General features: G+C 66.7%; 22 protein-coding genes, 1 tRNA gene and 1 riboswitch. Of the genes, 7 read left to right on the top strand and 16 right to left on the bottom strand.

Going from position 1 to position 20,325, the window contains the following annotated elements:
* Positions 1 to 26 precede the first annotated feature (26 nt).
* Positions 27 to 878, bottom strand: coding sequence for a 23S rRNA (guanosine(2251)-2'-O)-methyltransferase RlmB (gene rlmB, locus ACYQ6W_RS12030; protein ID WP_459675862.1), 852 nt, complete (start codon positions 876 to 878; stop codon positions 27 to 29).
* Between the two features lie 491 nt (positions 879 to 1,369).
* Here rlmB and ACYQ6W_RS12035 point away from each other — a divergent pair.
* Together ACYQ6W_RS12035 and ACYQ6W_RS12040 are read left to right on the top strand one after the other, a co-directional pair.
* Positions 1,370 to 1,455 (top strand) — tRNA-Tyr (locus ACYQ6W_RS12035).
* A gap of 132 nt (positions 1,456 to 1,587) precedes the next feature.
* Entirely contained in the window at positions 1,588 to 2,058 is a 471-nt protein-coding gene (locus tag ACYQ6W_RS12040; protein WP_459675559.1) for a DUF2721 domain-containing protein, read from the top strand.
* A gap of 48 nt (positions 2,059 to 2,106) precedes the next feature.
* On the opposite strand, the gene ACYQ6W_RS12045 is transcribed toward ACYQ6W_RS12040, so the two are convergent.
* The 8 genes from ACYQ6W_RS12045 to ACYQ6W_RS12080 all read right to left on the bottom strand — a co-directional run bounded on the left by ACYQ6W_RS12045 (position 2,107) and on the right by ACYQ6W_RS12080 (position 10,630).
* Complete coding sequence (locus ACYQ6W_RS12045; protein ID WP_459675560.1) at positions 2,107 to 3,375, bottom strand: SfnB family sulfur acquisition oxidoreductase; 1,269 nt, start codon at positions 3,373 to 3,375, stop codon at positions 2,107 to 2,109.
* Positions 3,372 to 4,166: an ABC transporter ATP-binding protein gene (locus tag ACYQ6W_RS12050; RefSeq protein ID WP_459675561.1), complete on the bottom strand. Its 795-nt coding sequence runs from the start codon at positions 4,164 to 4,166 to the stop codon at positions 3,372 to 3,374. The genes ACYQ6W_RS12045 and ACYQ6W_RS12050 overlap by 4 nt, the downstream gene beginning before the upstream one ends.
* Positions 4,167 to 4,176: 10 nt before the next feature.
* Positions 4,177 to 5,541 (bottom strand): ABC transporter substrate-binding protein, encoded by a 1,365-nt coding sequence (locus ACYQ6W_RS12055; RefSeq protein WP_459675562.1) that lies wholly within the window; start codon positions 5,539 to 5,541, stop codon positions 4,177 to 4,179.
* A gap of 31 nt (positions 5,542 to 5,572) precedes the next feature.
* Complete coding sequence (locus ACYQ6W_RS12060) at positions 5,573 to 6,613, bottom strand: branched-chain amino acid ABC transporter permease (protein ID WP_459675563.1); 1,041 nt, start codon at positions 6,611 to 6,613, stop codon at positions 5,573 to 5,575.
* A 4-nt stretch (positions 6,614 to 6,617) separates the two neighbouring features.
* A complete protein-coding gene (locus ACYQ6W_RS12065) occupies positions 6,618 to 7,508 on the bottom strand; it encodes a branched-chain amino acid ABC transporter permease (RefSeq protein ID WP_459675565.1) in 891 nt (296 codons plus the stop codon).
* Positions 7,505 to 8,362 (bottom strand): ABC transporter ATP-binding protein, encoded by an 858-nt coding sequence (locus ACYQ6W_RS12070; protein ID WP_459675566.1) that lies wholly within the window; start codon positions 8,360 to 8,362, stop codon positions 7,505 to 7,507. The genes ACYQ6W_RS12065 and ACYQ6W_RS12070 overlap by 4 nt, the downstream gene beginning before the upstream one ends.
* Positions 8,346 to 9,464 (bottom strand): dimethylsulfone monooxygenase SfnG, encoded by a 1,119-nt coding sequence (gene sfnG / locus ACYQ6W_RS12075; protein WP_459675567.1) that lies wholly within the window; start codon positions 9,462 to 9,464, stop codon positions 8,346 to 8,348. The genes ACYQ6W_RS12070 and sfnG overlap by 17 nt, the downstream gene beginning before the upstream one ends.
* Positions 9,465 to 9,787: 323 nt before the next feature.
* Positions 9,788 to 10,630, bottom strand: a complete 843-nt coding sequence (locus tag ACYQ6W_RS12080) for a hypothetical protein (RefSeq protein ID WP_459675568.1) — start codon at positions 10,628 to 10,630, stop codon at positions 9,788 to 9,790.
* A 217-nt stretch (positions 10,631 to 10,847) separates the two neighbouring features.
* On the opposite strand from ACYQ6W_RS12080, the gene ACYQ6W_RS12085 reads away from it, so the two are divergent.
* From ACYQ6W_RS12085 to ACYQ6W_RS12100, 4 genes are all read left to right on the top strand, one after another.
* On the top strand, positions 10,848 to 11,243 hold the full coding sequence (locus ACYQ6W_RS12085; protein WP_459675569.1) for a GFA family protein: 396 nt from the start codon (positions 10,848 to 10,850) through the stop codon (positions 11,241 to 11,243).
* Positions 11,244 to 11,269: 26 nt separating this feature from the next.
* Positions 11,270 to 11,456: riboswitch (cobalamin riboswitch) on the top strand.
* Between the two features lie 101 nt (positions 11,457 to 11,557).
* Positions 11,558 to 12,601 (top strand): HoxN/HupN/NixA family nickel/cobalt transporter, encoded by a 1,044-nt coding sequence (locus ACYQ6W_RS12090; RefSeq protein WP_459675570.1) that lies wholly within the window; start codon positions 11,558 to 11,560, stop codon positions 12,599 to 12,601.
* Positions 12,602 to 12,738: 137 nt separating this feature from the next.
* Positions 12,739 to 13,644, top strand: coding sequence for a sugar kinase (locus ACYQ6W_RS12095; protein WP_459675571.1), 906 nt, complete (start codon positions 12,739 to 12,741; stop codon positions 13,642 to 13,644).
* Positions 13,645 to 13,764: 120 nt separating this feature from the next.
* Positions 13,765 to 15,321 carry an ATP-binding protein gene (locus ACYQ6W_RS12100; RefSeq protein WP_459675573.1) on the top strand — a complete coding sequence of 519 codons (1,557 nt, stop codon included), beginning with the start codon at positions 13,765 to 13,767 and terminating at the stop codon, positions 15,319 to 15,321.
* Positions 15,322 to 15,340: 19 nt separating this feature from the next.
* On the opposite strand, the gene ACYQ6W_RS12105 is transcribed toward ACYQ6W_RS12100, so the two are convergent.
* The 5 genes from ACYQ6W_RS12105 to ACYQ6W_RS12125 form a co-directional block, all read right to left on the bottom strand.
* Entirely contained in the window at positions 15,341 to 15,559 is a 219-nt protein-coding gene (locus ACYQ6W_RS12105; protein WP_459675575.1) for a hypothetical protein, read from the bottom strand.
* A 23-nt stretch (positions 15,560 to 15,582) separates the two neighbouring features.
* On the bottom strand, positions 15,583 to 15,789 hold the full coding sequence (locus ACYQ6W_RS12110; RefSeq protein WP_459675576.1) for a hypothetical protein: 207 nt from the start codon (positions 15,787 to 15,789) through the stop codon (positions 15,583 to 15,585).
* 50 nt (positions 15,790 to 15,839) lie between these two features.
* The gene (locus ACYQ6W_RS12115; protein ID WP_459675577.1) at positions 15,840 to 16,316 is read right to left on the bottom strand and encodes a DUF2938 domain-containing protein; all 477 of its coding nucleotides are present in this window, start codon (positions 16,314 to 16,316) and stop codon (positions 15,840 to 15,842) included.
* An 82-nt stretch (positions 16,317 to 16,398) separates the two neighbouring features.
* Entirely contained in the window at positions 16,399 to 17,373 is a 975-nt protein-coding gene (locus ACYQ6W_RS12120) for a sensor domain-containing diguanylate cyclase (protein ID WP_459675578.1), read from the bottom strand.
* 5 nt (positions 17,374 to 17,378) lie between these two features.
* On the bottom strand, positions 17,379 to 17,612 hold the full coding sequence (locus ACYQ6W_RS12125; protein WP_459675579.1) for a hypothetical protein: 234 nt from the start codon (positions 17,610 to 17,612) through the stop codon (positions 17,379 to 17,381).
* 339 nt (positions 17,613 to 17,951) lie between these two features.
* Between ACYQ6W_RS12125 and ACYQ6W_RS12130 the strand changes: the two genes are divergently transcribed.
* Positions 17,952 to 18,548: an ABC transporter substrate-binding protein gene (locus ACYQ6W_RS12130; protein ID WP_459675580.1), complete on the top strand. Its 597-nt coding sequence runs from the start codon at positions 17,952 to 17,954 to the stop codon at positions 18,546 to 18,548.
* On the opposite strand, the gene ACYQ6W_RS12135 is transcribed toward ACYQ6W_RS12130, so the two are convergent.
* Both ACYQ6W_RS12135 and ACYQ6W_RS12140 read right to left on the bottom strand, forming a co-directional pair.
* Positions 18,538 to 19,335 (bottom strand): Cof-type HAD-IIB family hydrolase, encoded by a 798-nt coding sequence (locus ACYQ6W_RS12135; RefSeq protein WP_459675581.1) that lies wholly within the window; start codon positions 19,333 to 19,335, stop codon positions 18,538 to 18,540. The two genes, ACYQ6W_RS12130 and ACYQ6W_RS12135, sit on opposite strands and share 11 nt — an antisense overlap.
* Positions 19,335 to 20,294: a carbohydrate kinase family protein gene (locus ACYQ6W_RS12140; protein ID WP_459675583.1), complete on the bottom strand. Its 960-nt coding sequence runs from the start codon at positions 20,292 to 20,294 to the stop codon at positions 19,335 to 19,337. Before ACYQ6W_RS12140 ends, ACYQ6W_RS12135 begins: the two co-directional genes overlap by 1 nt.
* Between the last annotated feature and the right edge of the window lie 31 nt (positions 20,295 to 20,325).

The raw sequence follows: 20,325 nt of genomic DNA on the forward strand, positions 1-20,325 counted from the left end.
GGCGGGGGGGGGGCCCCACGATTCCCTCAACCTTTCCGTGTGAGTTCGTAGAGCGCGACGGCAGTCGCCGCCGAGACGTTGAGGCTCTCCATTTCCCCCGGCATGGGCAGCATCGCAAGTTCGTCGCAGGACTCACGGGTGAGACGACGCAGGCCCTCGCCCTCCGCGCCCAGCACCAGCGCGACCCGGCGGCCGGCGAAGGACGGGCCGCTGAGCGCGGCCGTCGCCTCGGCATCGAGACCGACCACCCAGCAATCGGCGGATTTCAACTGGCCCAGGATGCGGGCGAGGTTGACGGTCCGCAGCAGCGGCACGGTTTCGAGCGCGCCCGAGGCCGCTTTCGCGAGGGAGCCGGTTTCCTCCGGCGCATGCCGGTCCTGCAGGATGACGCAGGCGACGCCGAAGGCGGCGGCCGAGCGCAGGATGGCGCCGATGTTGCGCGGATCGGTCACCTGATCGAGCACGAGGACGGGGCCTGGGCGCTGCAACGCCTCCTCCAGCGTGAGCTGCGGCAGCAGGTCGCAGAGAAGGGCGATACCCTGATGGACGGCATCCCGGCCGAGCATCTGGTCGAGCCGCGTGCGCTCCGCGAATTCAGGTTCGATCGCCCAGGGGCGGGGCAGGCGCTGGGCGAGCTGAGCCGCCCCCTCTTCGGTGGTGACGAGCCTACGGAACCGCCGCTCGGGGTTGGCGAGGGCCGCCTGCACGGCATGCACGCCGTACAACCAGACAGCGCCCCGCGGTGCGGCAGCCGGGCGACCCTCGCTCTGCCGCGCGTCGGCCGGCCGCGTTTCGGAGGCTCGACTCTCAGCCGGCCGCGCCTCAGCCGGCCGCGCCTCGCCCCAGCTGTCGCCGCTGCGCGATGGACGCTGGGCGATGACGGGGTCGCGCTCGCGGGTCAGGCTTTCCCGCGCCCGGTCCTGGATCCTGGAAGGGATGGCAGCGCGGGCGCCCGTACTGGTGGCACGGGCCGGACGCCCTTCCGAACGCTGGTCTCCCCGGCTGTCCTGACGGCTCTCCCCGGTCTTGCCACTTTTGCCGCCGCTGAAGCTGCGCTCCTGCGTGGTCTTGTCGCGCCACTTCCCTGCGGCGGCCGCATGGCTGCCTCCATGCGCCGGCTTTCCTGCAGGGCGCCCGAAAGCGCGTTCCTCTGCACTGGTCTTGCGGCCGGGGCTGCCGCCCGGTTGGGGCCGATCGGCCTTCTGAAAGGGCTTGCTGCCGGAACGGGTGCCGCGCGGGCGGTCTGAACGGGGCGGTTTCATGCGGCAGGGTCCTTTGCGGGCGGGAAGCGGCGGCGAGAAATTCTCGCCCGGCTCCCATAGCCTTCGTTGACAACGGCGGGCAAATGAGGGATTTCGAGCGCCGCGTCGGAGGGGTGCCCGAGTGGCTAAAGGGGACGGACTGTAAATCCGTTGGCGCACGCCTACGTTGGTTCAAATCCAACCCCCTCCACCATCGCCTGCGTCGAAGGCGCCGCATCCCTTCCTTTCTCGTTCTCCATCCCTTGCCGTGCCGGCTGCCGAATGGTCAGTTCGGAACCAGGAAGGGCATGTCCGCCCGCCCGCTGTCGAGGTTGAGGATCGCGCGATGGTTCTGCAGGTTGACCCGGACATGGTCGACAACACGGCGCACATCGTCCAGGTGGCGCTGACGCCGATCTTTCTGCTGACCGGCGTGGGCACGCTGCTCAACGTCTTCAACACGCGCCTGGCCCGCGTTTCGGACCACAACCAGCATCTCGGCGAATTACTGCGAGCGGGGCCGGATGCTCAGACCAAAGCCTGGCTCGAACGCCACCACGGCCGCCTGCAACGGCGGCTGATGGCGCTCGACGCCGCCGTGGCGCTGACCGCGATCGCCGGAGCCGCCACCTGTGGCACCGCCTTCATCCTGTTCCTGGGCAGCCTCCGCGACCATTCAGTCGTCTCCTGGCTGGTGATCTCCTTCGGCATTGCCCTGGTGTGCGTCGTGCTGGCGCTGCTCGCCTTCGTCATCGACACCGTGCTGGCCTGGCACGGGCTGCGACACGAAGGCCCCCTGCCGCGCGATTCCGGCTGACCTGCGGCGGGGGCGAGAGCGGGCTCGTCCCCGCTCGTCGGACAGGCGTCAGCTCCAGGCGTGCAGCGGCGGGTTGACCCCGTTCAGCGCATGATTGCCGATGATCGCATATTTCCAGCGCACCGGATCGTGCAGGGTATGGGTGCGGGCGTTGCGCCAATGTCTGTCCAACGCTTCCGCCGCGAGGGTGGAGCGGGTGCCGGCCAGTTCGAAAAGCTTGTTACTAGCGAGGATCGCGAGTTCCGTGGAGAGCACCTTGGCCTCGGCGGTGGCAAGCTGCGCCTGCGCCACCGTCTCGGCCGTAGGCTCGGCGACGGCCGCGTCGACCGCAAGGCCTGCGCGATCGAGCAGCGCTTCCGTCGCATGCAGCTTGATCACGAGATCGCCCACGGCCTGGATGCTGTAGGGATCGTCGGACGCGCGATCGAGCCCGCTGTCGACCCAGGGGCGGGATTTGGTGCGGACGAAGGCGATGGTGTCGTCGATCGCGGCCTTGGCGATGCCGGTATCGACGGCCGCCTGGATGATCTGAAAGATGGCGCCATCCGCGGTGGGCCGCTCGTAGCCTTTGTAGCCGGGGACCAGATGGGTCTTGGGCACGGCGACCTTGTCCAGCAGCACCGTACCGCTGCCCGTGGTGCGCTGCCCGAAGCTTGACCAGTCATCGATGACGGTGAGGCCGGGGGCGTTCCGGTCGGCGATGGCATACCAGGCGCGGCCTTCATCATCCAGCGCGACGATGGGCACGAGATGGGCGTAGATGGCACCCGTTGAATAGAACTTTCGGCCGGTGACGAGAACGTGGTCGCCGGCATCTTCGAATTGCGTCTCGAACTCCGTCGCCCTCTTGGAGCCAAATTCCGAAAAGGCGTTGCCGAAGCGAAGCCCGCGCAGGACGAGCGAGAACAGCAGCTTCTGCTGCGCTTCGTCCGAGACGGTACGGATGGCGGCGACGACGCCGAGGTGGTTCTGCGGGATCTGCCCCAGCGAAGGATCGGCCGCCGAGATGATGGCGATGACTTGGGCCAGCGTGCGGTACGAGACTTCAGGCCCGCCGAACGCACGCGGCACGTTGATGGACCAAAGCCCGCTTTGCGAGAAGAGGTCGAGCTCGCGCACGGGCGCGATGCGGTCTCGGTCGCGCAAGGCGGCCTCGCGGGCGAAATCGGCCGCCAGGCGCTGCGCCACGGCGATGGCCTCGGCATCGTCGCGGACGACGTGCGCGGGCGTTGCGGGTAGCGGCAGGCCGGGAACACCGGCCGGAGAGCGCGCCGCGCTCGGCTCTTGCGGGTGCGCTTTGGCTTGAAGGACGGTCATGGCGTGGTCTCCAAGATGGGCGTTGAGGAAGGGGCTGGCATGGCGGCACCGATCCCGAGATAGGCGGCGCGCAGATCGGCATGGTCGCGCAGCTCTCCTGCGTCGCCCACGCGCTTGACCTGGCCGTTCTCGAGGACGACGGCCCGATGCGCAGCCTTGAGGGCGACGGCGGCGTTCTGCTCCGCCAGCAGGATGGAGAGACCCTCCTCGCGGTTGAGCCGCGTGAGGATCCTGAAAATGTCCGACACGACGATGGGCGCGAGACCCATGGTTGGCTCATCAAGCACCAGGAGGCGCGGCCGGCCCATGAGAGCGCGGCCGATCGCGATCATCTGCTGCTCGCCGCCCGAGGCGAGCCCTGCGAGGTTTCGCCGTTTCGCCTTCAGCCGCGGGAAGAGAGCATAGACCTTCTCGAGATCACCGGCCGTTTGCGCCCGACTGGTGCCGCCGCCGAGTGAGCCGGTAACAAGGTTTTCCTCGACCGTGAGGCCGCGGAAGCAATGGCGGCCTTCCAGGACCTGGATCAACCCGGCCGTCACCAGCCGCGCAGTGGTCATGCCCGCAGTCTCGATGCCATCGTAGCGAATGCGTCCACCACTCAGCCGCCCGCGCCGGGCCGGCAGCAAGTTGGATATCGCGCGCAGGATCGAGGATTTGCCGGCGCCGTTCGACCCCAGCAGCGCGACGATCTCGCCGCGCAGCACCTGCAGGCTGACGCCGCGCACCGCAAGGATAGCGGCCCCATATGTCACTTCGACATTCTCGAGATCGAGCAGAGGGCTGTCGCTCATGGCTTCTGCCTCAATTCGCCGCGACCGTTTCCTTGGCGCAGTCCCGCGGGGTGATGTGATGCTCGCCGGCATATTTCGTGGCCGAGGCCTCGATGATCGGCCGTAAGAGCGCCCAGTCCGGCGCGATCCAATCGCTGATACGGTTCCACTTGCTGCCGTCCCATTGCTGGAAGGTGACGAGGCCGTGGCCCTCGTGATCGGCGCAGGTAACGTTGATGGAGTGGAACAGCCCTTCGGCCCCCAAGGCCTTGACCCGCTCGGGGCTGAGCTGGAGGTGTTCGAAGCCCCAGCGCACCTGGTCGCCGGTCAGGGTGTGATCTCCGAACTTTGCCTGAGCGATGCGTACCGCTTCGACGTTGAGGATGCCGTTGACGATGCCGAGGTTGTGGTAGACGCTGCCGATGCGGGACTTGTCGGCCAGGTTGCCTTTGCCCGCGGCATAGACGACCTTTTCGATCTGCTGGACGACCGGGTATTGCGTGCCGGTTGCCTGCGTCGTCAGCGCAATGTAGCCCTTGGCGGCAGCGCCGGCCGGGATCACGTCCTCCTCGGAATTGCTCCAGACGTTGCCGATGATGTGGTCGGCCGGGAAGCCGACCTTCTGCGCGGTCTTCAGGGCGACGGGGTTCATCACGCCCCAGCCGCGCAGCACCACGTAATCTGGGCTGATGCGGCGGATGGTGAGCCACTGTGCCTCCTGCACGGTGCCAGGATGCGGCACTTCGATCTGTTGCAGCTTGAAGCCGAACTTCTGCGACAGCATCTTGTAGATCGGGATGGTCTCCCGCCCGTAGGGGGAGCCGTGGTAGAGCACGACGATCGATTTGCCCTTCAGCTTGTCCGCGCCGCCGAGGCGGCTGCCGATGAAGTTGATGATGCCTGAGCTTTCGCTATAGGGATTCATCAAAAGCGGGAAGACGTAGGGGAAGACGGCGCCGTCGGTCGAATCCGTCCGCCCATGGTCGATGGTGATCAGCGGTACCTTGTCTGCGGTCACGCCGTCGATCATCGCATAGGCGATGCCGACGCTGAGGGGATTCCAGGCCGAGGGCGCAGGAACGTGGCTCTTCTGCCGCTGATAGCATTCCACCCCGCGCTCGACGACATATTGGGTTTCGCATTCATCCCAAGTGAGCTTGACGCCGTTGACGCCGCCGTCGCGCAGATTGATCAGGTTCATATAGTCGATGAAGCCACCGAAAAACCCGGTGCCGCCTGCGGCATAAGGACCGACGCGATAGCTTTGCAGCGGAAAATACTGGGTCGCAGGATCGGCAGCCCGGGCGCCCACCATGGCGCCGGTTGCGAGCACGACGCTCGCGGTAAGGACAGTGGTGCGTGCAAGCGCGCCCAGTCGTCGGGAAAGCGCAGCCATCAGAGTATGCTCCGTATGTCTTCTGTGTGTCTCAGGAACTCAGGATGCGGCGCCTGTCGCGGCGGAGCAGCGCGGACAGCCCCTCCGGTTCCAGGCGCAGGAAGAGAATGATGAGGGCGCCGAGGATGATCTTTTCCACGAGGTCGACCAGCCCGCTGTTGAAACTCGCGCCCAGGAGCAGTGCGCCCAGCCGCGCCAGGAGCAGCGGCAGCACGACGATGAAAGCCGCGCCCAGGAAGGCACCGCGGATGCTCGCCAGGCCGCCGATGATGATGACGAAGAGGATCTGAAAGGAGCGGGCGAGATCGAAGCCGTCGGGTTCTACCGTGCGCAGATAGGCGAAGGACCAGAGCGCGCCGGCGACACCGATGTAGAAGCTACTGATCGCGAAGATCAGAAGCTTCGTCTGCAGAACGGGGACGCCCAGGATACGGGCGGCCGTCTCCCCGTCACGGATCGCGATGAGGGCGCGACCGGTCTGGCCGGAGACGAGCCGGGTCGCGACCAGTGTCAGCACAGCGACGATCGCGAGGCAGAAGAGATAGCGCCGCGCCGGGGTATCGATCGCAAAAGCGGCGATGGCGAGCGGCGGCACGCTGATGACACCCGAGCTGTCGTCGTTGGAGAACCAGCTGATGTTGGTCAGCGCCCATTGCACGAAAAACTGCGTGGCGAGGGTCGCGATGGCAAAGTAGAAGCCGCGCAGCCGCAGGCTGGGCAGGCCGAAGAGCAGGCCGACCGCCGCGGAAACGAGTCCCGCCAGTGCGAGGGCCACCAGCAGGGGAAGCCCCGGCAGGCGAAGCAGCAGGTTGTAGGCGGCGAAGGTCCCGACGGCCATGAAGGCGGCGCTGCCGAGCGAGACCTGGCCGGCATAGCCGGTGAGGAGGTTCAGGCCGAGCGCCGCGAGGCTGACGGCGAGGAACGGCGTCAGGATCGCATCGAAGAGATAATCCGCTCGGATCAGCGGCAGGAGCGCGGCAGCGGCCAGAAGGAGGAGCGGTGCAGCACGGCGGACGTTCAGCGGCCAGCGGTGGGAGGTTTCGTTGGTCTGGGGCAGTACGACATCGGCCATGGCGTCACACCCTTTCGACGCGCGTCTGCCCGAAGAGGCCGGTGGGGCGCAGGAGCAGGAAGATCAGCGCAAGCACATAGGCGAACCAGCTGTCCACGCCGTCTCCGATGACGCCGCCGAGATAGACCTGCGCCAGATTTTCGGTGACGCCGATGATGAGGCCACCGACCACCGCGCCGAGGATCGAATCGAATCCACCGATGACGAGCACGGGAAGAGACTTGAGGACGACGAGCGAGAGAGAGAACTGCACGCCGGTGCGCGCCCCCCAGAGGAGCCCGACCACCAGGGCGACGACACCCGCGATGGCCCAGACGGCCGCCCAGATTCGGGACAGGCGCAGGCCGGTATTGAGGGCGGCATATTGGTCTTCCGCCGCCGCGCGAAAGGCGAGGCCGAGGCGGGTGAAGCGGAAGAGGACGCTGAGGAGGGCCATCAGCACGGCGGCGACGCCGGCGCAAAAGAGGTCGAAGCGACTGACGAGCGTTCCTGCAAGGTGGAGCGGTGTGTCGGCAATGCCGAGATCGAGCCCATGCACCTGCGCGCCCCAGATGATCTCGGCACCGCCCTCGATGATGTAGGAGAGGCCGAGCGTCACCATGAAGAGCGTAATCGGTGGCTGGTGTACCATCGGGCGCAGCACGAAGCGCTCGATCGCAATGCCGAGGACGATCATGATCAGGAGGGTGATGGCGATGGCGCCCGGGAAGGAGATGCCGCGCTCGTGCAGGGAGACGAAGGTGAGTGCAGCGAAGAGCAGCATCGACCCTTGGGCGAAGTTGAGGACGCCCGAGGTCTTGTAGATCAGCACGAAGCCGATCGCGACCAAGGCATACATGATGCCGACCGCGAGACCTGCGATCACAACCTCCGAGAAGAACGCCATGCCGCTCATGCCGCAAGCACCTCGGTCGCATCATCATCGCCGTCATCCGCGTGGGCGACGCCGAGATAGGCGTCGATCACGTCTGGATTGGCGGCGATCTCGGTGGGCGTGCCATGGGCGATGTGCCGGCCATGATCCAGAACGGTGATGTGGTCCGACAGATCCATGATGACGGCCATGTCGTGCTCGATGAGGATGATGGTGGTGCCCGTCGCCGCATGAACCGCGCGGATGAAGCGGCTCATGCTGGCCTTTTCGTCCTCCGTCATCCCGGCCATCGGCTCGTCGAGCAACAGCAGGCGGGGCGCCCCGATGATGGCACGGGCCAGTTCCACCCGCTTCTGCACGCCATAGGGCAGGGTGTGGACGGCGGCATCTTGGAGAGAGGCCAGATCGAGCTGGCGCAGAACTTGAAGGGCCCGGCTGCGCGCGGCCGCTGCCTGGCGACGCGCCCGCGGCGCGCCGAGGATCTCTTCCCAGACCGTCGCCGTCATCGTCTCGGACAGACCCAGAATGACGTTGTCGATCACGCTGAGCCCCTTGAAGAGAGCCAGGTTCTGGAAGGTACGCGTGATTCCGAGGCGCGCGAGCCGCTCGGGCCTGATCCGGCGGATGGGCTGGCCCGCGTATACGATGGTTCCTTTCTGCGGCGTGTAGACGCCGCAGATGACGTTGACCAGAGAACTCTTGCCAGCGCCATTGGGGCCGATGACGGCATGGATTTCACCCGCCTGCACCTCGAGGTCGACGCCCTTCAGGGCGCCGATCCCGCCGAAGGAGAGCCTGACGTCCGAGAGCCGCAGTGCGGCGCCCGCAATCGTCCGGCCTTCCCGTGTGGCTTTCGTGTCAGGCGGCCTGGGCACGGCTGCGCGCTTCTTCCAATTCGCGGACGATCGGCAGAACACGCTCACCGAAATAGGCGACCTCCTCATGAAAGTGCAGGAAGGCTGCGAGGACGAGGTCGACGCCGATGTCCTTGAGCGCGACGATCCGCTCGGCGACCTGGCGGGGTGTGCCGATCAGGTTCGTCTTGAAGCCGTCGTTGTACTGCACGAGATCATTGAAGGCCGAGTTCGACCACATGCCTTTGCCTTCGGGACTCGCCTGGCCGGCTTGCTTGACGGCACCTCCAAAGGCGTTCACGGCCTCTGCGTCGGCGTGGTCGAGAATCGACTGCAGGACCGCCTGCGCCTCCTCTTCCGTATCGCGGGCAATGACAAAGGCGTTGACGCCGAACCGGACGTGGCGCCCGTGGGAAGCCGCGATTCGCTGGACGTTCTGGATCTGCTCGCGGTGACCTTCCGGCGTGTTGCCGTTCATGAAGTACCAGTCTGAGACGGCGCCGGCATTTTCCTGCGCCGCGCGGGAATTGCCACCCTGGAAGATCTCGGGATGCGGTTGTTGCAGCGGCTTCGGCTTCAGGGTGAAGTCCTTGGCCTGATAATACTGGCCGCTGTAAGTGAAGTTGTCTTCGGTCCAAATGCCCTTGACGACTTCGATGAATTCGCGGGAGCGCTTGTAGCGTTCGTCATGCGGCAGCCAGGGCAAGCCGAGCGCCTCGAACTCCCCGGCGAACCAGCCGCTGACCACGTTGATGGCCCATCGTCCGCCGAAAATCTGGTCAGCCGTCGCGCCGAGCTTGGCGATGACGTGGGGGTGCCAGGGCCCCGGCAGGATTGCCGCGATGACCTTCAGGCGCGTTGTATGCGCAAGAAGAGCCGTCGAAAAGGTGGTCGACTCATGCTGGAACTCGGCGCCGTAGCTGCCGATGAACCGGATTTGCGACAGCGCATAGTCGAAGCCCGCTTCTTCCGCGATCTGCGCGAGCTTGATGTTGTACTCAAGCCCCCAATCCGTTCTCTGCGGGATCTTGCTGACGACGAGCCCTCCCGAGACGTTCGGAACCCAATAGGCGAATTTGACGGGGTCGTTTCCGTTCTGGTGGTGATTGGACGCTGCGGTCATGGCTCCCCTCATTGCTGATTAATACGGATGGCGTCGGCATTAATCATATTCAACTAATAGGACATGTGAATCGCGCAGAGAGTCAAACTTTAAAACATAAAGATACGTATAAAATTAGTAAATGTCATGAATCGCCGTGAAAATAGAAAAAGCTTCTGCGTTCGTCCGACGGCGGACGATTCCGTCCCATGGGAGTGAGGCGAGCGGGGCAGAGGCGTGGGGCCGGCAGAGGTGCGGCCACCGGTCATGGTGCGCTCCGGAGCGGCCATGACATGCGCGGCCCGCGGTGGAGGATCCTCCGCGGGCCGGCGGTCAGTGCTTGATCAGTACGCGTCCCGCTGGCGGCCGCCGATGGCGCCGGCGACACAGGCGATGAAGGCACCGACGAGCATCGAGAAGAAGGTATAGGCGGCGAGTGCAGCCGCCGCCTTGCGCGCCGCATTGGCCGCCTTCTTTGCCTCCGCGATCGTCTGCCGTTCAGCCGCGATCGTCTGGTCCACGCGCGTCGTCGCATCCGCCGGCGAGAGGCCGGTATTCGCTTCCACGAGTTGGACGAGGAAATCGTGGTCCGCCGTGCTGATCGGGGCGACGGCCTCGGTCGCAAGGATCCGGCCGGCCTCGGCCTTCGCCTCGGGGTTGCTGGTCTGGCCCAGATCACGGCTGGGGCGGAACAGCGTGTCGAGAACGTAGCCGCTGGGGGCGAAGGGCGCGGCGGTGCTTCCCGTCGTCTGGGCACCGCCGGCGGCGGCCGTGACGGCCTGGCCCACTGAGCCGATCACCGACCCCGCACCGGAGACGAGGAGCCCGAGTGCGAAAAGCGCGGCAACCGCCCAGGCAACGAAACCGCTCGCCGTGTCGCGGAAGGTCACCTCGTCCCTGTGAACGCCGCCGAGGCTCGGCCGCAGCCGGCCAGCCAGATAGCCGCCGAAGAAGGAGGCGATCCACTGCACGATGATCAGCCAGATGGCGGCCCCTACGGTGAAGGTGACGGCGGACGGATTGTCGTGAGCCATGGGGGAGACCGAGGCGAGGCCGATGCCGGACCCGAGTGCGGTCAGCATGACGGTGACGGCCGTGGCGACGGCCGCCCCGCCGAAGACCGCGGACCAGGACAGGCCTGGGCGCAGCGTCGCCGCTACCGCAGGCTCTACAGAGGTGTAGGACATGCCGGCTCCTAGTGCCAGAAGAGGAGCAGAAGGATGATGATCGGAATGGGAACGCCGAGCAGCCAAAGCAGAATGGGCATGATGTCCACCTTTCGTTGAAAGACTGTAATTGAGGGGGCAAGGCATTTTGCCTACCTTGTCAAAGCCGCTTCCCTCGTTCCCAACTGCGTGAGACGCGGCGGATCGCGCGGATGTGCGGTGCGGCGAGGAGGATGTCATGGCGACCGAAACGACCGGAGGCTGCCTGTGCGGCGCCTGCCGCTATCGTACGGAGGCGATTCCGCTGAACGTGCGGATCTGCCATTGCAGCCGTTGCCAGCGCGCGACCGGCGGTCTCTTCTTCGCCCGCCTTCTCGTGCCGCTCGATCAGGTCACGATCACCGGGCCGGTTACCTGGTTCGCGGCCGAGTCGGGCTTGCGCCGCGGCTTCTGCAGCCAGTGCGGAACAGCCCTCTTCACCGAGCGGGCGGCCCAGGGCGCGATCGGCCTTTCCATCGGTAGCCTCGACGACCCCGACCGCCATGAGCCGACGGAACACATCTGGGTCTCCAGCAAACGGCCTTGGCTCGTCTGCGCGGATGGCAAGCCGCATTACCCGGAAGCCGCGCCCTGATGGCGCTTGTGCCTGGCGGGTGCATCTGCCACCCTGACCGCGATGGTTCCTCCGAGGCATCGGAGGCTAAGAGGGAACGCGGTGCGATGCCGTGGCTGCCCCCGCAACTGTAAGCGGTGAGTTCTGCGCCAAGACGCCACTGGGGCAACCTGGGAAGGCGGCGAAGAATGAAGACCCGTGAGCCAGGAGACCTGCCATCGTCGTAGGTCTGCGCAGCCGCAACGGGCGGGGTGTTCCGTTGTATCCGTGTCCGTCTGCCCGCGTGGCGGGACCCGGCTCAGGGTGCGAAGACAGCCCGACCTGGGAGGACTGTCTTGTCCACCGTTCCATCCACCGCCACTCATGCGCGGCTGCGCCCGCGCATCCTCGGCATTTACGGTTTTCTACTGCTCTTCAATCTCGCCGCCTGGATTTGGGCGGCCGTCGTCTTCCGCGGCAATCCGCTGCTGCTGGGCACGGCGCTGCTCGCCTGGAGCTTTGGCTTGCGCCACGCGGTCGATGCCGACCACATCGCGGCGATCGACAACGTGACGCGCAAGCTGATGCAGGACGGGCGCCGCCCGGTCACCGTCGGCCTCTTCTTCGCGCTCGGGCATTCGGCGGTCGTCGTGCTCGTGGCTGCGGCCATCGCCGCGACGGCGGCGGCCATGGAACATCGCTTCGAGGGCTGGAAGGCCTATGGAGGGGTGATCTCCACCTCGGTCTCCGCGCTCTTTCTCTTCCTGATCGCCGCGATGAACGTCGTCATCCTGCGCAGCCTGTGGCGGACCTTCCGGCTGCTTCGCCGTGGCGGGAAGGCCGATCCGCTGGCGCTCGATCTCCTGGGTGGCGCGCGCGGACCCCTCGCCTGGCTGTTCCGCCCGCTCTTCCGGCTCGTCTCGGGGCCGCTCTGGATGCTGCCGCTCGGCTTCCTCTTCGGCCTCGGCTTCGATACGGCGACGGAGGTGAGTCTCCTCGGCGTCTCGGCAACGCAAGCCGCGCATGGCGTCCCCATCGCCGCCATCATGGTCTTCCCGGTGCTGTTCGCGGCCGGCATGTCGCTCGTCGACACGACGGACGGCATCCTCATGCTCGGCGCCTATGACTGGGCTTTCGTGCGGCCTGTCCGGAAGCTCTACTACAATCTGACCATCACCCTGGTCTCCGTGCTGGTCGCCGTGCTCGTGGGCGGCATAGAGACGCTGGGGCTCGTCGCTGATCAGTTCGGCCTCGACCATGGCGTCTGGGCGCTGGTCGGGCGGCTGAACGACAATTTCAACGATATCGGCTTCGCCATCATCGGCATCTTTATCCTGAGCTGGGCGCTCTCCTTCGTGATCTACCGGCTGCGTGGATACGACCGGCTCGATCTCGCCTGACGCGGCGGCACTCGGGCGGCATGCTGCCCCGGAAATCCTGCTCCGGCGGTGCCGCCGGAGGAGGGTGACGCGCGCGGGCTTGGGTTCCGCCTGCAATTCGCCGAGACTGCGCGCTCGCGAAACGGCGGGGGAAGCGGATGCGTCTGGCGTGTATCGGGGAGTGCATGGTCGAACTGCGCGAGGAGGCGGACGGCCGTTTCGCCCGCGGCTTCGGGGGCGACACGCTCAACACCGCCGTCTATCTCGCGCGGCTCGGCATGGCAGTGGACTATGTCACCGCGCTCGGGGACGATCCGTGGAGCAGCGAGATGGAGTCGGCCTGGGCCGCGGAGGGCGTGGGCACCGGCTTGGTGGTGCACTGCCCAGGCGCCATGCCCGGCCTCTACGTGATCCAGACCGATGACCGTGGAGAGCGCCGCTTCCTCTATTGGCGGGATAGCGCTGCGGCCCGGCGGCTCTTCTCCCTGCCCGAAACGCCGGCCATCGCCACCGCGCTGCAAGCCCGGCGCCTCATCTATTACTCCGGCATCAGCCTATCCCTCTATGGCACGGCCGGGCGCGAGACCCTGTTCGAGTCGCTGGCGGCTGCCCGCGCGGTCGGCACGACGATCGCCTTCGACACCAATTTTCGGCCCCGCGGCTGGCCCGATCGTGAGGAGGCGCGGGCCGCCTTCGCCCGGGCCTTCACGGGCGCCGATCTCGTTTTCGCGTCCGTAGAGGATCTCGAGATGTTGCACGGCGCTGCGTGGCCGGATGCGCTCGCCGCAGGAACGGCCCGCGCCGAGCTGGTGCTGAAGCAACCCGATCTCAGCTGCCGGCTCCGCCTTCCCGACGGGACGGAGGCGCTGGTGCCGACGCGGCCCGTCGCCCATGTGGTCGACACGACGGCCGCAGGCGATAGTTTCGCCGCGGGCTATATCGCGGCGCGGTTGCGAGGCGCTTCCGCCGAGGCTGCGGCGGCAGCGGGCCATCGTCTGGCCGGCACCGTCGTCTGCTACCCGGGGGCGATCATTCCGTGCGCGGTGATGCCCGAAGCCTCCTGAGGCATTCACGCAAACGTGGCGAAGTTACGCGGTCGAGCTTAGGATAAAAGGGGCGCGACCGAGATTATCCCGTCTTCCGAGCGCTTCTCCTTCTCCGGACGCTCCCGTGAACCGATGACCATGGCCAGTCTGATCTCCGCCGCCAACGTGCACGAACTGCTGGTCCGCGAGGTGGTGGACTACGCAATCTTCATGCTCGACACGAACGGTCGTGTCGTCACCTGGAATGCGGGCGCCGCGCGCATCAAGGGCTATCACGAGAGCGAGGTGGTGGGCGCCCACTTCTCGCTCTTCTACACGCCTGAAGATCGTGAGGCCGGCATGCCGGAACGCGCGCTGCGGACGGCGATCGAGACAGGCAAGTTCACCGCCGAGGCCTGGCGCTGCCGCAAGGATGGCAGCCGCTTCTGGGCGATGGTCGTGCTCGATGCGATTTACGACCAGGGCGAGCTCGTGGGGTTCGCCAAGATCACGCGGGACCTGACGGAGCGGCGGCAGGCACAGCTTGAACTCGAGGCATCGCGCGAACAGCTCTTCCAGGCGCAGAAGATGGAGGCGGTGGGGCAGCTGACCGGCGGCCTCGCGCATGACTTCAACAATCTCCTCACCGGCATCATCGGCAGCCTGAGCCTGATGGAGAGCAGGCTCGCGGCCGGACAGACCGCCGAGCTCGGCCGCTACATCGCGGCCGCCCAGGCCGCGGCCTCGCGCGCTGCGGCGCTTACTCATCGGTTGCTGGCCTTCGCCCGGCGCCAGCAGCTCGACCCCGTGGTGACGCAGGTGGAAGGGCTGATCGCCGGCATGACGGAGCTGCTGCAGGGCGCGGTCGGCAGCGGCATCGTGCTGGAGATGCGCTTCGCCAGCGGGCTCTGGCCCGTGCTGTGCGACGCCAACCAGCTCGAGAGCGCGATCCTGAACCTCTGTCTCAATGCGCGGGATGCGATGCCCGACGGTGGCGTGATCGCCGTCGACGCGGAGAACGTGGTGCTGGCGGAGGCGGAGGCGCGCAGCCTCGGGCTGCGGCTCGGTGACTATGTGGCGATCAGCGTGACGGATGACGGCGTGGGGATGCCGCCGGACGTCGTCGCCCGCGCCTTCGACCCCTTCTTCACCACCAAGCCGATTGGGCAGGGCACGGGGCTCGGTCTCTCCATGCTGCACGGCTTTGCCACCCAGTCCGGCGGGCAGGTGAAGATCCTCTCGCAGCCCGGGCTGGGCACCACGGTGCGGATCTACCTACCCCGGCACATCGCGCTGAGCACGGCGGGGGAAGACGTCGCGGTCGAGGCGGCGCCCATCCCGCTGCCGGCAGGGCATCCCACGGTCCTGGTGGTCGATGACGAGCCGATGGTGCGGATGCTCATCACCGACGTGCTGGAGGAGGCAGGCCTGACCGTGCTGGAGGCCGGGGACGCCGCGGCGGGCCTGGTTCTGCTGCGGTCCGATCAGCCGATCGACCTGCTCATCACCGATGTCGGTCTACCCGGCGGCATGAACGGCCGGCAGATGGCCGATGCCGGGCGCGAGTTGCGGCCCGGGCTGAAAGTCCTCTTCATCACCGGCTATGCCGAGGCCGCGATCATGGGGCCGGGGCCGGTCGGGCCCGGGATGCAGGTGCTGGCGAAGCCCTTCACCATGAATGTGCTTGCCGAGCGGGTGGCGGCCCTTCTGATTTGAGCGCGGTCGGGGGCTGTCGCTACCAGCGCCTGCGGTCGCGTGCGCGCGCCCAGAGGAACAGGCCGCCGAGGATGACAATGACGAGCAAGGCCGCCTCGCCCAGGCTCAGATGGCGCATCAGGCGAAAGATCAGCCCATAGATCAAGGCGTGGATGATGGCGTTGCCGATGGAATGGGCAAGCCAGCCGACGGTATCGCCATGGTGGTAATAGGCCGTCAGCAGCAGGGTCGGGTTCATCCCGCCCTCTTATCCGGCTGCAGCTATTCGGGGAAGAGTTCGGAATTGACTTTGAAGGCGGCGCGGCAGGCCGGCGTGTTGTGCTCCGCCGCGTAGTTGTTTTCGCAATGGATAAGCTCTTTCAGGAACGCCTTGTGATCCGATCGGTAGGTCGTCACATGCGTGTCGCTGCAGGCGGCGAGCAGCCCTGTGGTACAGAGCAGCAGGAAGGGCAGCACGTTCCGTGGCATGGATGTCTCCTTGTCAACGGTGGAGCGGGCGCGGCCATGGACTCTCGGCCTCACACCGCGAAGGCGGTGATGTAGAGGCCGAAGCCGAAGACGGTGTGGGCGACGAGGCCGAGAACCCGGGTGACGCCGGGCGCCGGCGTGCGGGAGGCTGCCCAACCGAGACCGAGGCCGGGCAGCAGCAGGAACCAGCCGGCGGCGATGGTCACGATACCCCAGACCCAGGCCGGCCAGAAGGTCGGGTGGGCGAACCAGGCGGGGCCGACGATGAAGGCCAGGATGACGCCGTAGAGAATCCCGACGGCGTAGTGGAAGATCCAGCCCAAGGCGAGTTCATGAGCGTAAGGGGCGGCTCGGCCGATGTCCTGATGAAAGACGCGACCCTGGCCGAGGTGCCAGACCCAGCGGCCGACGGGTGCCCAATTCGGCCTGTTCTGGCCCGGGAACAGGGCCAGAATCTGCGCCCAGACATCCATCAGAATGGTGGCGCCGAGGCCGATGACGATGCCGCGCCACACAAGATCAATCATGAGAATCAGGCCTTTGCCGCGTTTTGATGTGAGATTGCTGCAGCCGCGCCCGCGCCGCAACTCCGTCCTTGCAGGGGCCCGGTCAGGCCCCCGCGAGGACGCAGCGATTGCGGCCACCTTCCTTCGCCGCATACATCGCGGCATCCGCAGCGGCGATCCAGGCCGCGGGAGAGGCGGTGGCTGCCTCGGCCGGCGCGATGCCGAAGCTCGCCGAGACGGCGATCTCCGGCAGACCCTCGAAACGCTGGGCGGCGACGGCGGCGCGAAGCGTTTCGGCGACACCCAGCGCCCGTGCCGCGTCATAGCCAGGAAGCAGCAGGGCAAATTCCTCCCCGCCGAGCCGGCCCAGGACCGAGGATTCAGGCATGGCCCCGCCGACCGCCGCGGCGACCCCGGCGAGCACCCGGTCTCCCGCCTCGTGGCCCAGCCGGTCGTTGACCTGCTTGAAGTGGTCGACGTCATAGAAGACGAGAGCGGCGGGCTCCTGCCGCTCCTGCAGCGCCGTGAGCGCCTGCTGCAGCTCCATCAGAAAAGCCCGGCGCGTCATGGCACCGGTCAGGAAGTCGCTCTCGGCGATAAGGCGCAGTTCCATCTCGTCCATCACCAGGGCGGCGAAATTCGTCATGATCTGGATTTGCAGCGGGTCGAAACTGCGCGGCTTGGTGTCGAGTGCACAGAGAGCACCGAGTTGATAGCCATCCGGGGTCGCGAGTGGAATGCCGAGATAGCTGCGGATGCCGCTTTCGCCGGTCACCAGCGGATTGTCCGCAAAGCGCGGATCCTGCGTCGCATCCGGCACGACCAGAGGCTCCCGCTGCTGGATCGTATGGGTGCAGAAGGAGATCTCGCGCGCCATCTCGCGGCTCGACACGCCGACACAGGATTTGAGCCACTGGCGGTGGCGGTCGATGAGGCTGACGGCGGCGATGGGGACGCCGAGGACGGTGCGGACGAGGCCGGTGATCTTGTCGAAGGGCCCTTCGGGTGCGGTATCGAGGATCGCATACCGGGTGAGGGCGGCGAGCCGCCCGTGTTCATCCTGAAGCTCGTCCTGCATGGCGATCACTCCTTCGCGGCGCCGTCCTCGGCGCTGTGCAGGCTGCGGATCGCCTCCAGCAATTCATGCTTGTAGCTGTCGATCAGGGTGGAAAGCGCGCTTTCGATCTCCGCTTCCCGCATGCCCGCAGCACGCAGGCTCTCGATGAGCCGGAGCAAGTTCTCCTGGTGGCGGGCGACGCTAGCCCGGAGCTGCGGCGGGATTTCCGGCGGCAAGGGCTCTGTCACGGCAGGTAGCATCGGTTGTTATCCTCGCAGGCCAACGCGGCGCGTCTCATGCGGCCGTCTTTTGGCCAATTGTGCCGCGATCGCCGCTTCAGGACAACCGAGCGCCAGGGACGGGGCCCGTGTCATTTTACCGCGAGCAGGACGCAGGGTGTCCTGCGCCTGAGGCAGGGGCGAGGGCGGCAGCCTCGCCTACATAGGCGCCCGGCAGATCCACAGGGAACAACCACACCCCTTCCTGGCCTTGGTGGGAGAGTTGAAAATTCCCCAGGGTCGGGCTCTAAGATGTTGCCATCTGCATATGATCGCTCAGGAGCGCTTGGCATGACGGTGTCCAGACGAGATCTACTGGCCATGAGCCTTCCCCTCGTGCTGGCGGCGGGGGGCGCTCGGGCACAATCGGCCGGAGGGCCGACCGCGACCATCCAGCAATTCTACGTCGTGCTGCTCGAGATCATGAAGGAGGGGAAGAAGACGCCCTTCCAGCAGCGCTATCAGACGCTGGCGCCGGCCGTCGATCAGGCCTTCGACCTGGAGGGCATCCTGCGCGTCTCCGTCGGCTCCTACTGGGGCACCCTGCCGGACGCGCAGAAGCAGACGCTTCTCTCGGTGTTTCGTGCGTTCACGATCGCCAACTACGTCTCCAACTTCCACTCCTACAAAGGCCGCGTCATCTCCGTCTCTCCGACCACGCGGGCCGTGGGCAGCCAGCAGGTGGTCTCCTCCACCATCACCAAGCCCAACCGCGACCCGCTGCGCATCGACTACGTGATGCGCAACGAGGCGGGGGGCTGGAAGGTGGTGGACGTGCTGCTGGACGGGACGATCAGCCGCGTCGCCGTGCAGCGGTCGGACTTCGCTTCTCTGGTGTCCCAGGGGGATGCGAGCCGCCTGGTCGCGACCCTGCGCACCAAGGTCAGCAACCTGTCGGACGGCGCGATCAGCGCCTGAGCAGATCGGCCGCGGCTTCCGCCCATCCATCGTGGTCGTTATCGGCCACCGTGAGATGGGCGCGCACGGCCACGTCGGCGCTCGCATTGCCCATGGCGATGGCGAGGCCTGCCGCCTCGAACATCGGCAGGTCGTTCGGCATGTCCCCGATCGCGGCCATTGCCTGGGTGGGGATGCCGAGGTGGCGCGCAATCAGCCGCGCCGCCTCGCCCTTGTTGGCGGCGGGATGGGTGACGTCCACATAATAGTCCTGCGAGCGCAGCACGGCCGCCCGATCGCCCAGCGCGGTGGTGAGATCGGCCGCCGCCGCCGCGCACCGGGCAATGTCGGTCGACGAACCCATCACCTTGTGAGCACGGCCGAGATGCGGCGTGAAGTCGGAGACGACGTGCCACTCCATGCTGATCGAGAGCTGTTCACGTGGGATATAGGCCGCGCGCTGGTTCTTGAGCAGCCAGGCGCCTTCAGCGAAGACCCAGACATCGAGCCCCGCCGATTCCAGTCGGTCGACCGCTTCACGGCAGGCATCGGGCGGAATCGTGTGTTCGGCGAGGGTGCGCCCCGCTTCGTCCTGCACCAGGGCGCCGTTGAAGCCTGCGCAGGGCGTATCCAGGGCCAGCGGTGCCCGTAACACCTCGAGCCCCCCCGGCGGGCGGCTGCTGACGAGGGCGAGGCGGATGCCCGCCGCCCGCAGCGCGGCGGCGGCCGCAACCGTGCTGGGCGCGAGCGTACGGTCGTGGCGGACGATGGTTCCGTCCACGTCGGAGACGAGAAGCCGAACGCGCATCAGTGCTTCAGCGGCAGGCTGTGCATCGCGGCCTCGGTCGATGCGAAGTCGACGATGCCGGCGTCCGAGCCCAGGCCCTGCGCGACGAGGGCGCCGCAGGTGCCGGCGAAACGCGCCGCGCGCTCGATGTCCCAGCCGTGCGAGAGCGCCGCGATGAGGCCGCCGGTGAAGGCGTCGCCGCAGCCGGTGGTGTCGACAACCTTGATGTCATGCGCAGGCAGGGTGAAGCTGGTCTCGCCCGTCGAGACGAAGGCGCCGTCGCCGCCCATGGTCAGCACGCAGGTGCCGACGCCGAGATCGTGGAAGTATCTCGCGCAATCGGCCGGGCTGGCGTGGCCGCAGAGGGCGGAGGCTTCTTCGATGCTCGGCACGAAGTAATCGACATAGGCCATGGCCGGCGCGATTTTCTGCATCAGCGCCGCTTCGGCGAAGATGAGATCGAAGGTCGTGGTGCGGCCGGCCGCCTTTGCCGCGGCGAGAAGCGCGCGCGTGGGTTCGCCATCCATTTTGCCGAGCAGCCCGTTGCCGCCCATGTGTACGAAACGCGCGTCGAGCACGCGCGGATACTCGGCTTCGGTGATGAGCAGCGCATCCGACGAGCCACGCACATGCAGGCAGGGGCGCTCTCCGTTAGGGCGCACGGCCAGGATGGAGGCCGCCGTATGCACGCCCTTGTAGCGCTGCATGGCGCTGGTATCGATGCCGAAGCTCTCGAGGGTCGCCCGGACGAAGAAGCCCTTTTCGTCCTCGCCCACCGCGCCGACGGCGAGCGCCTTGAGGCCGAGCTTTGCGCAATCGACGATGGTACCGCCTGCGGTGCCGGCGACCGTCATGCGAATTTCTTCGATGAAGTCTGCATTGCCGCCGTCCGGAATACGACGGACCGGACGGCCCAGGATGTCGATGCAGTAGAGGCCGACGACGCTGACGTCATAGGTCGGGGTGGCAGTCTCGGACATGTTTCCAATCTCCAGCCGTGAATTCTTCGAT

This window comes from Acidisoma sp. 7E03 (genome assembly GCF_054665075.1).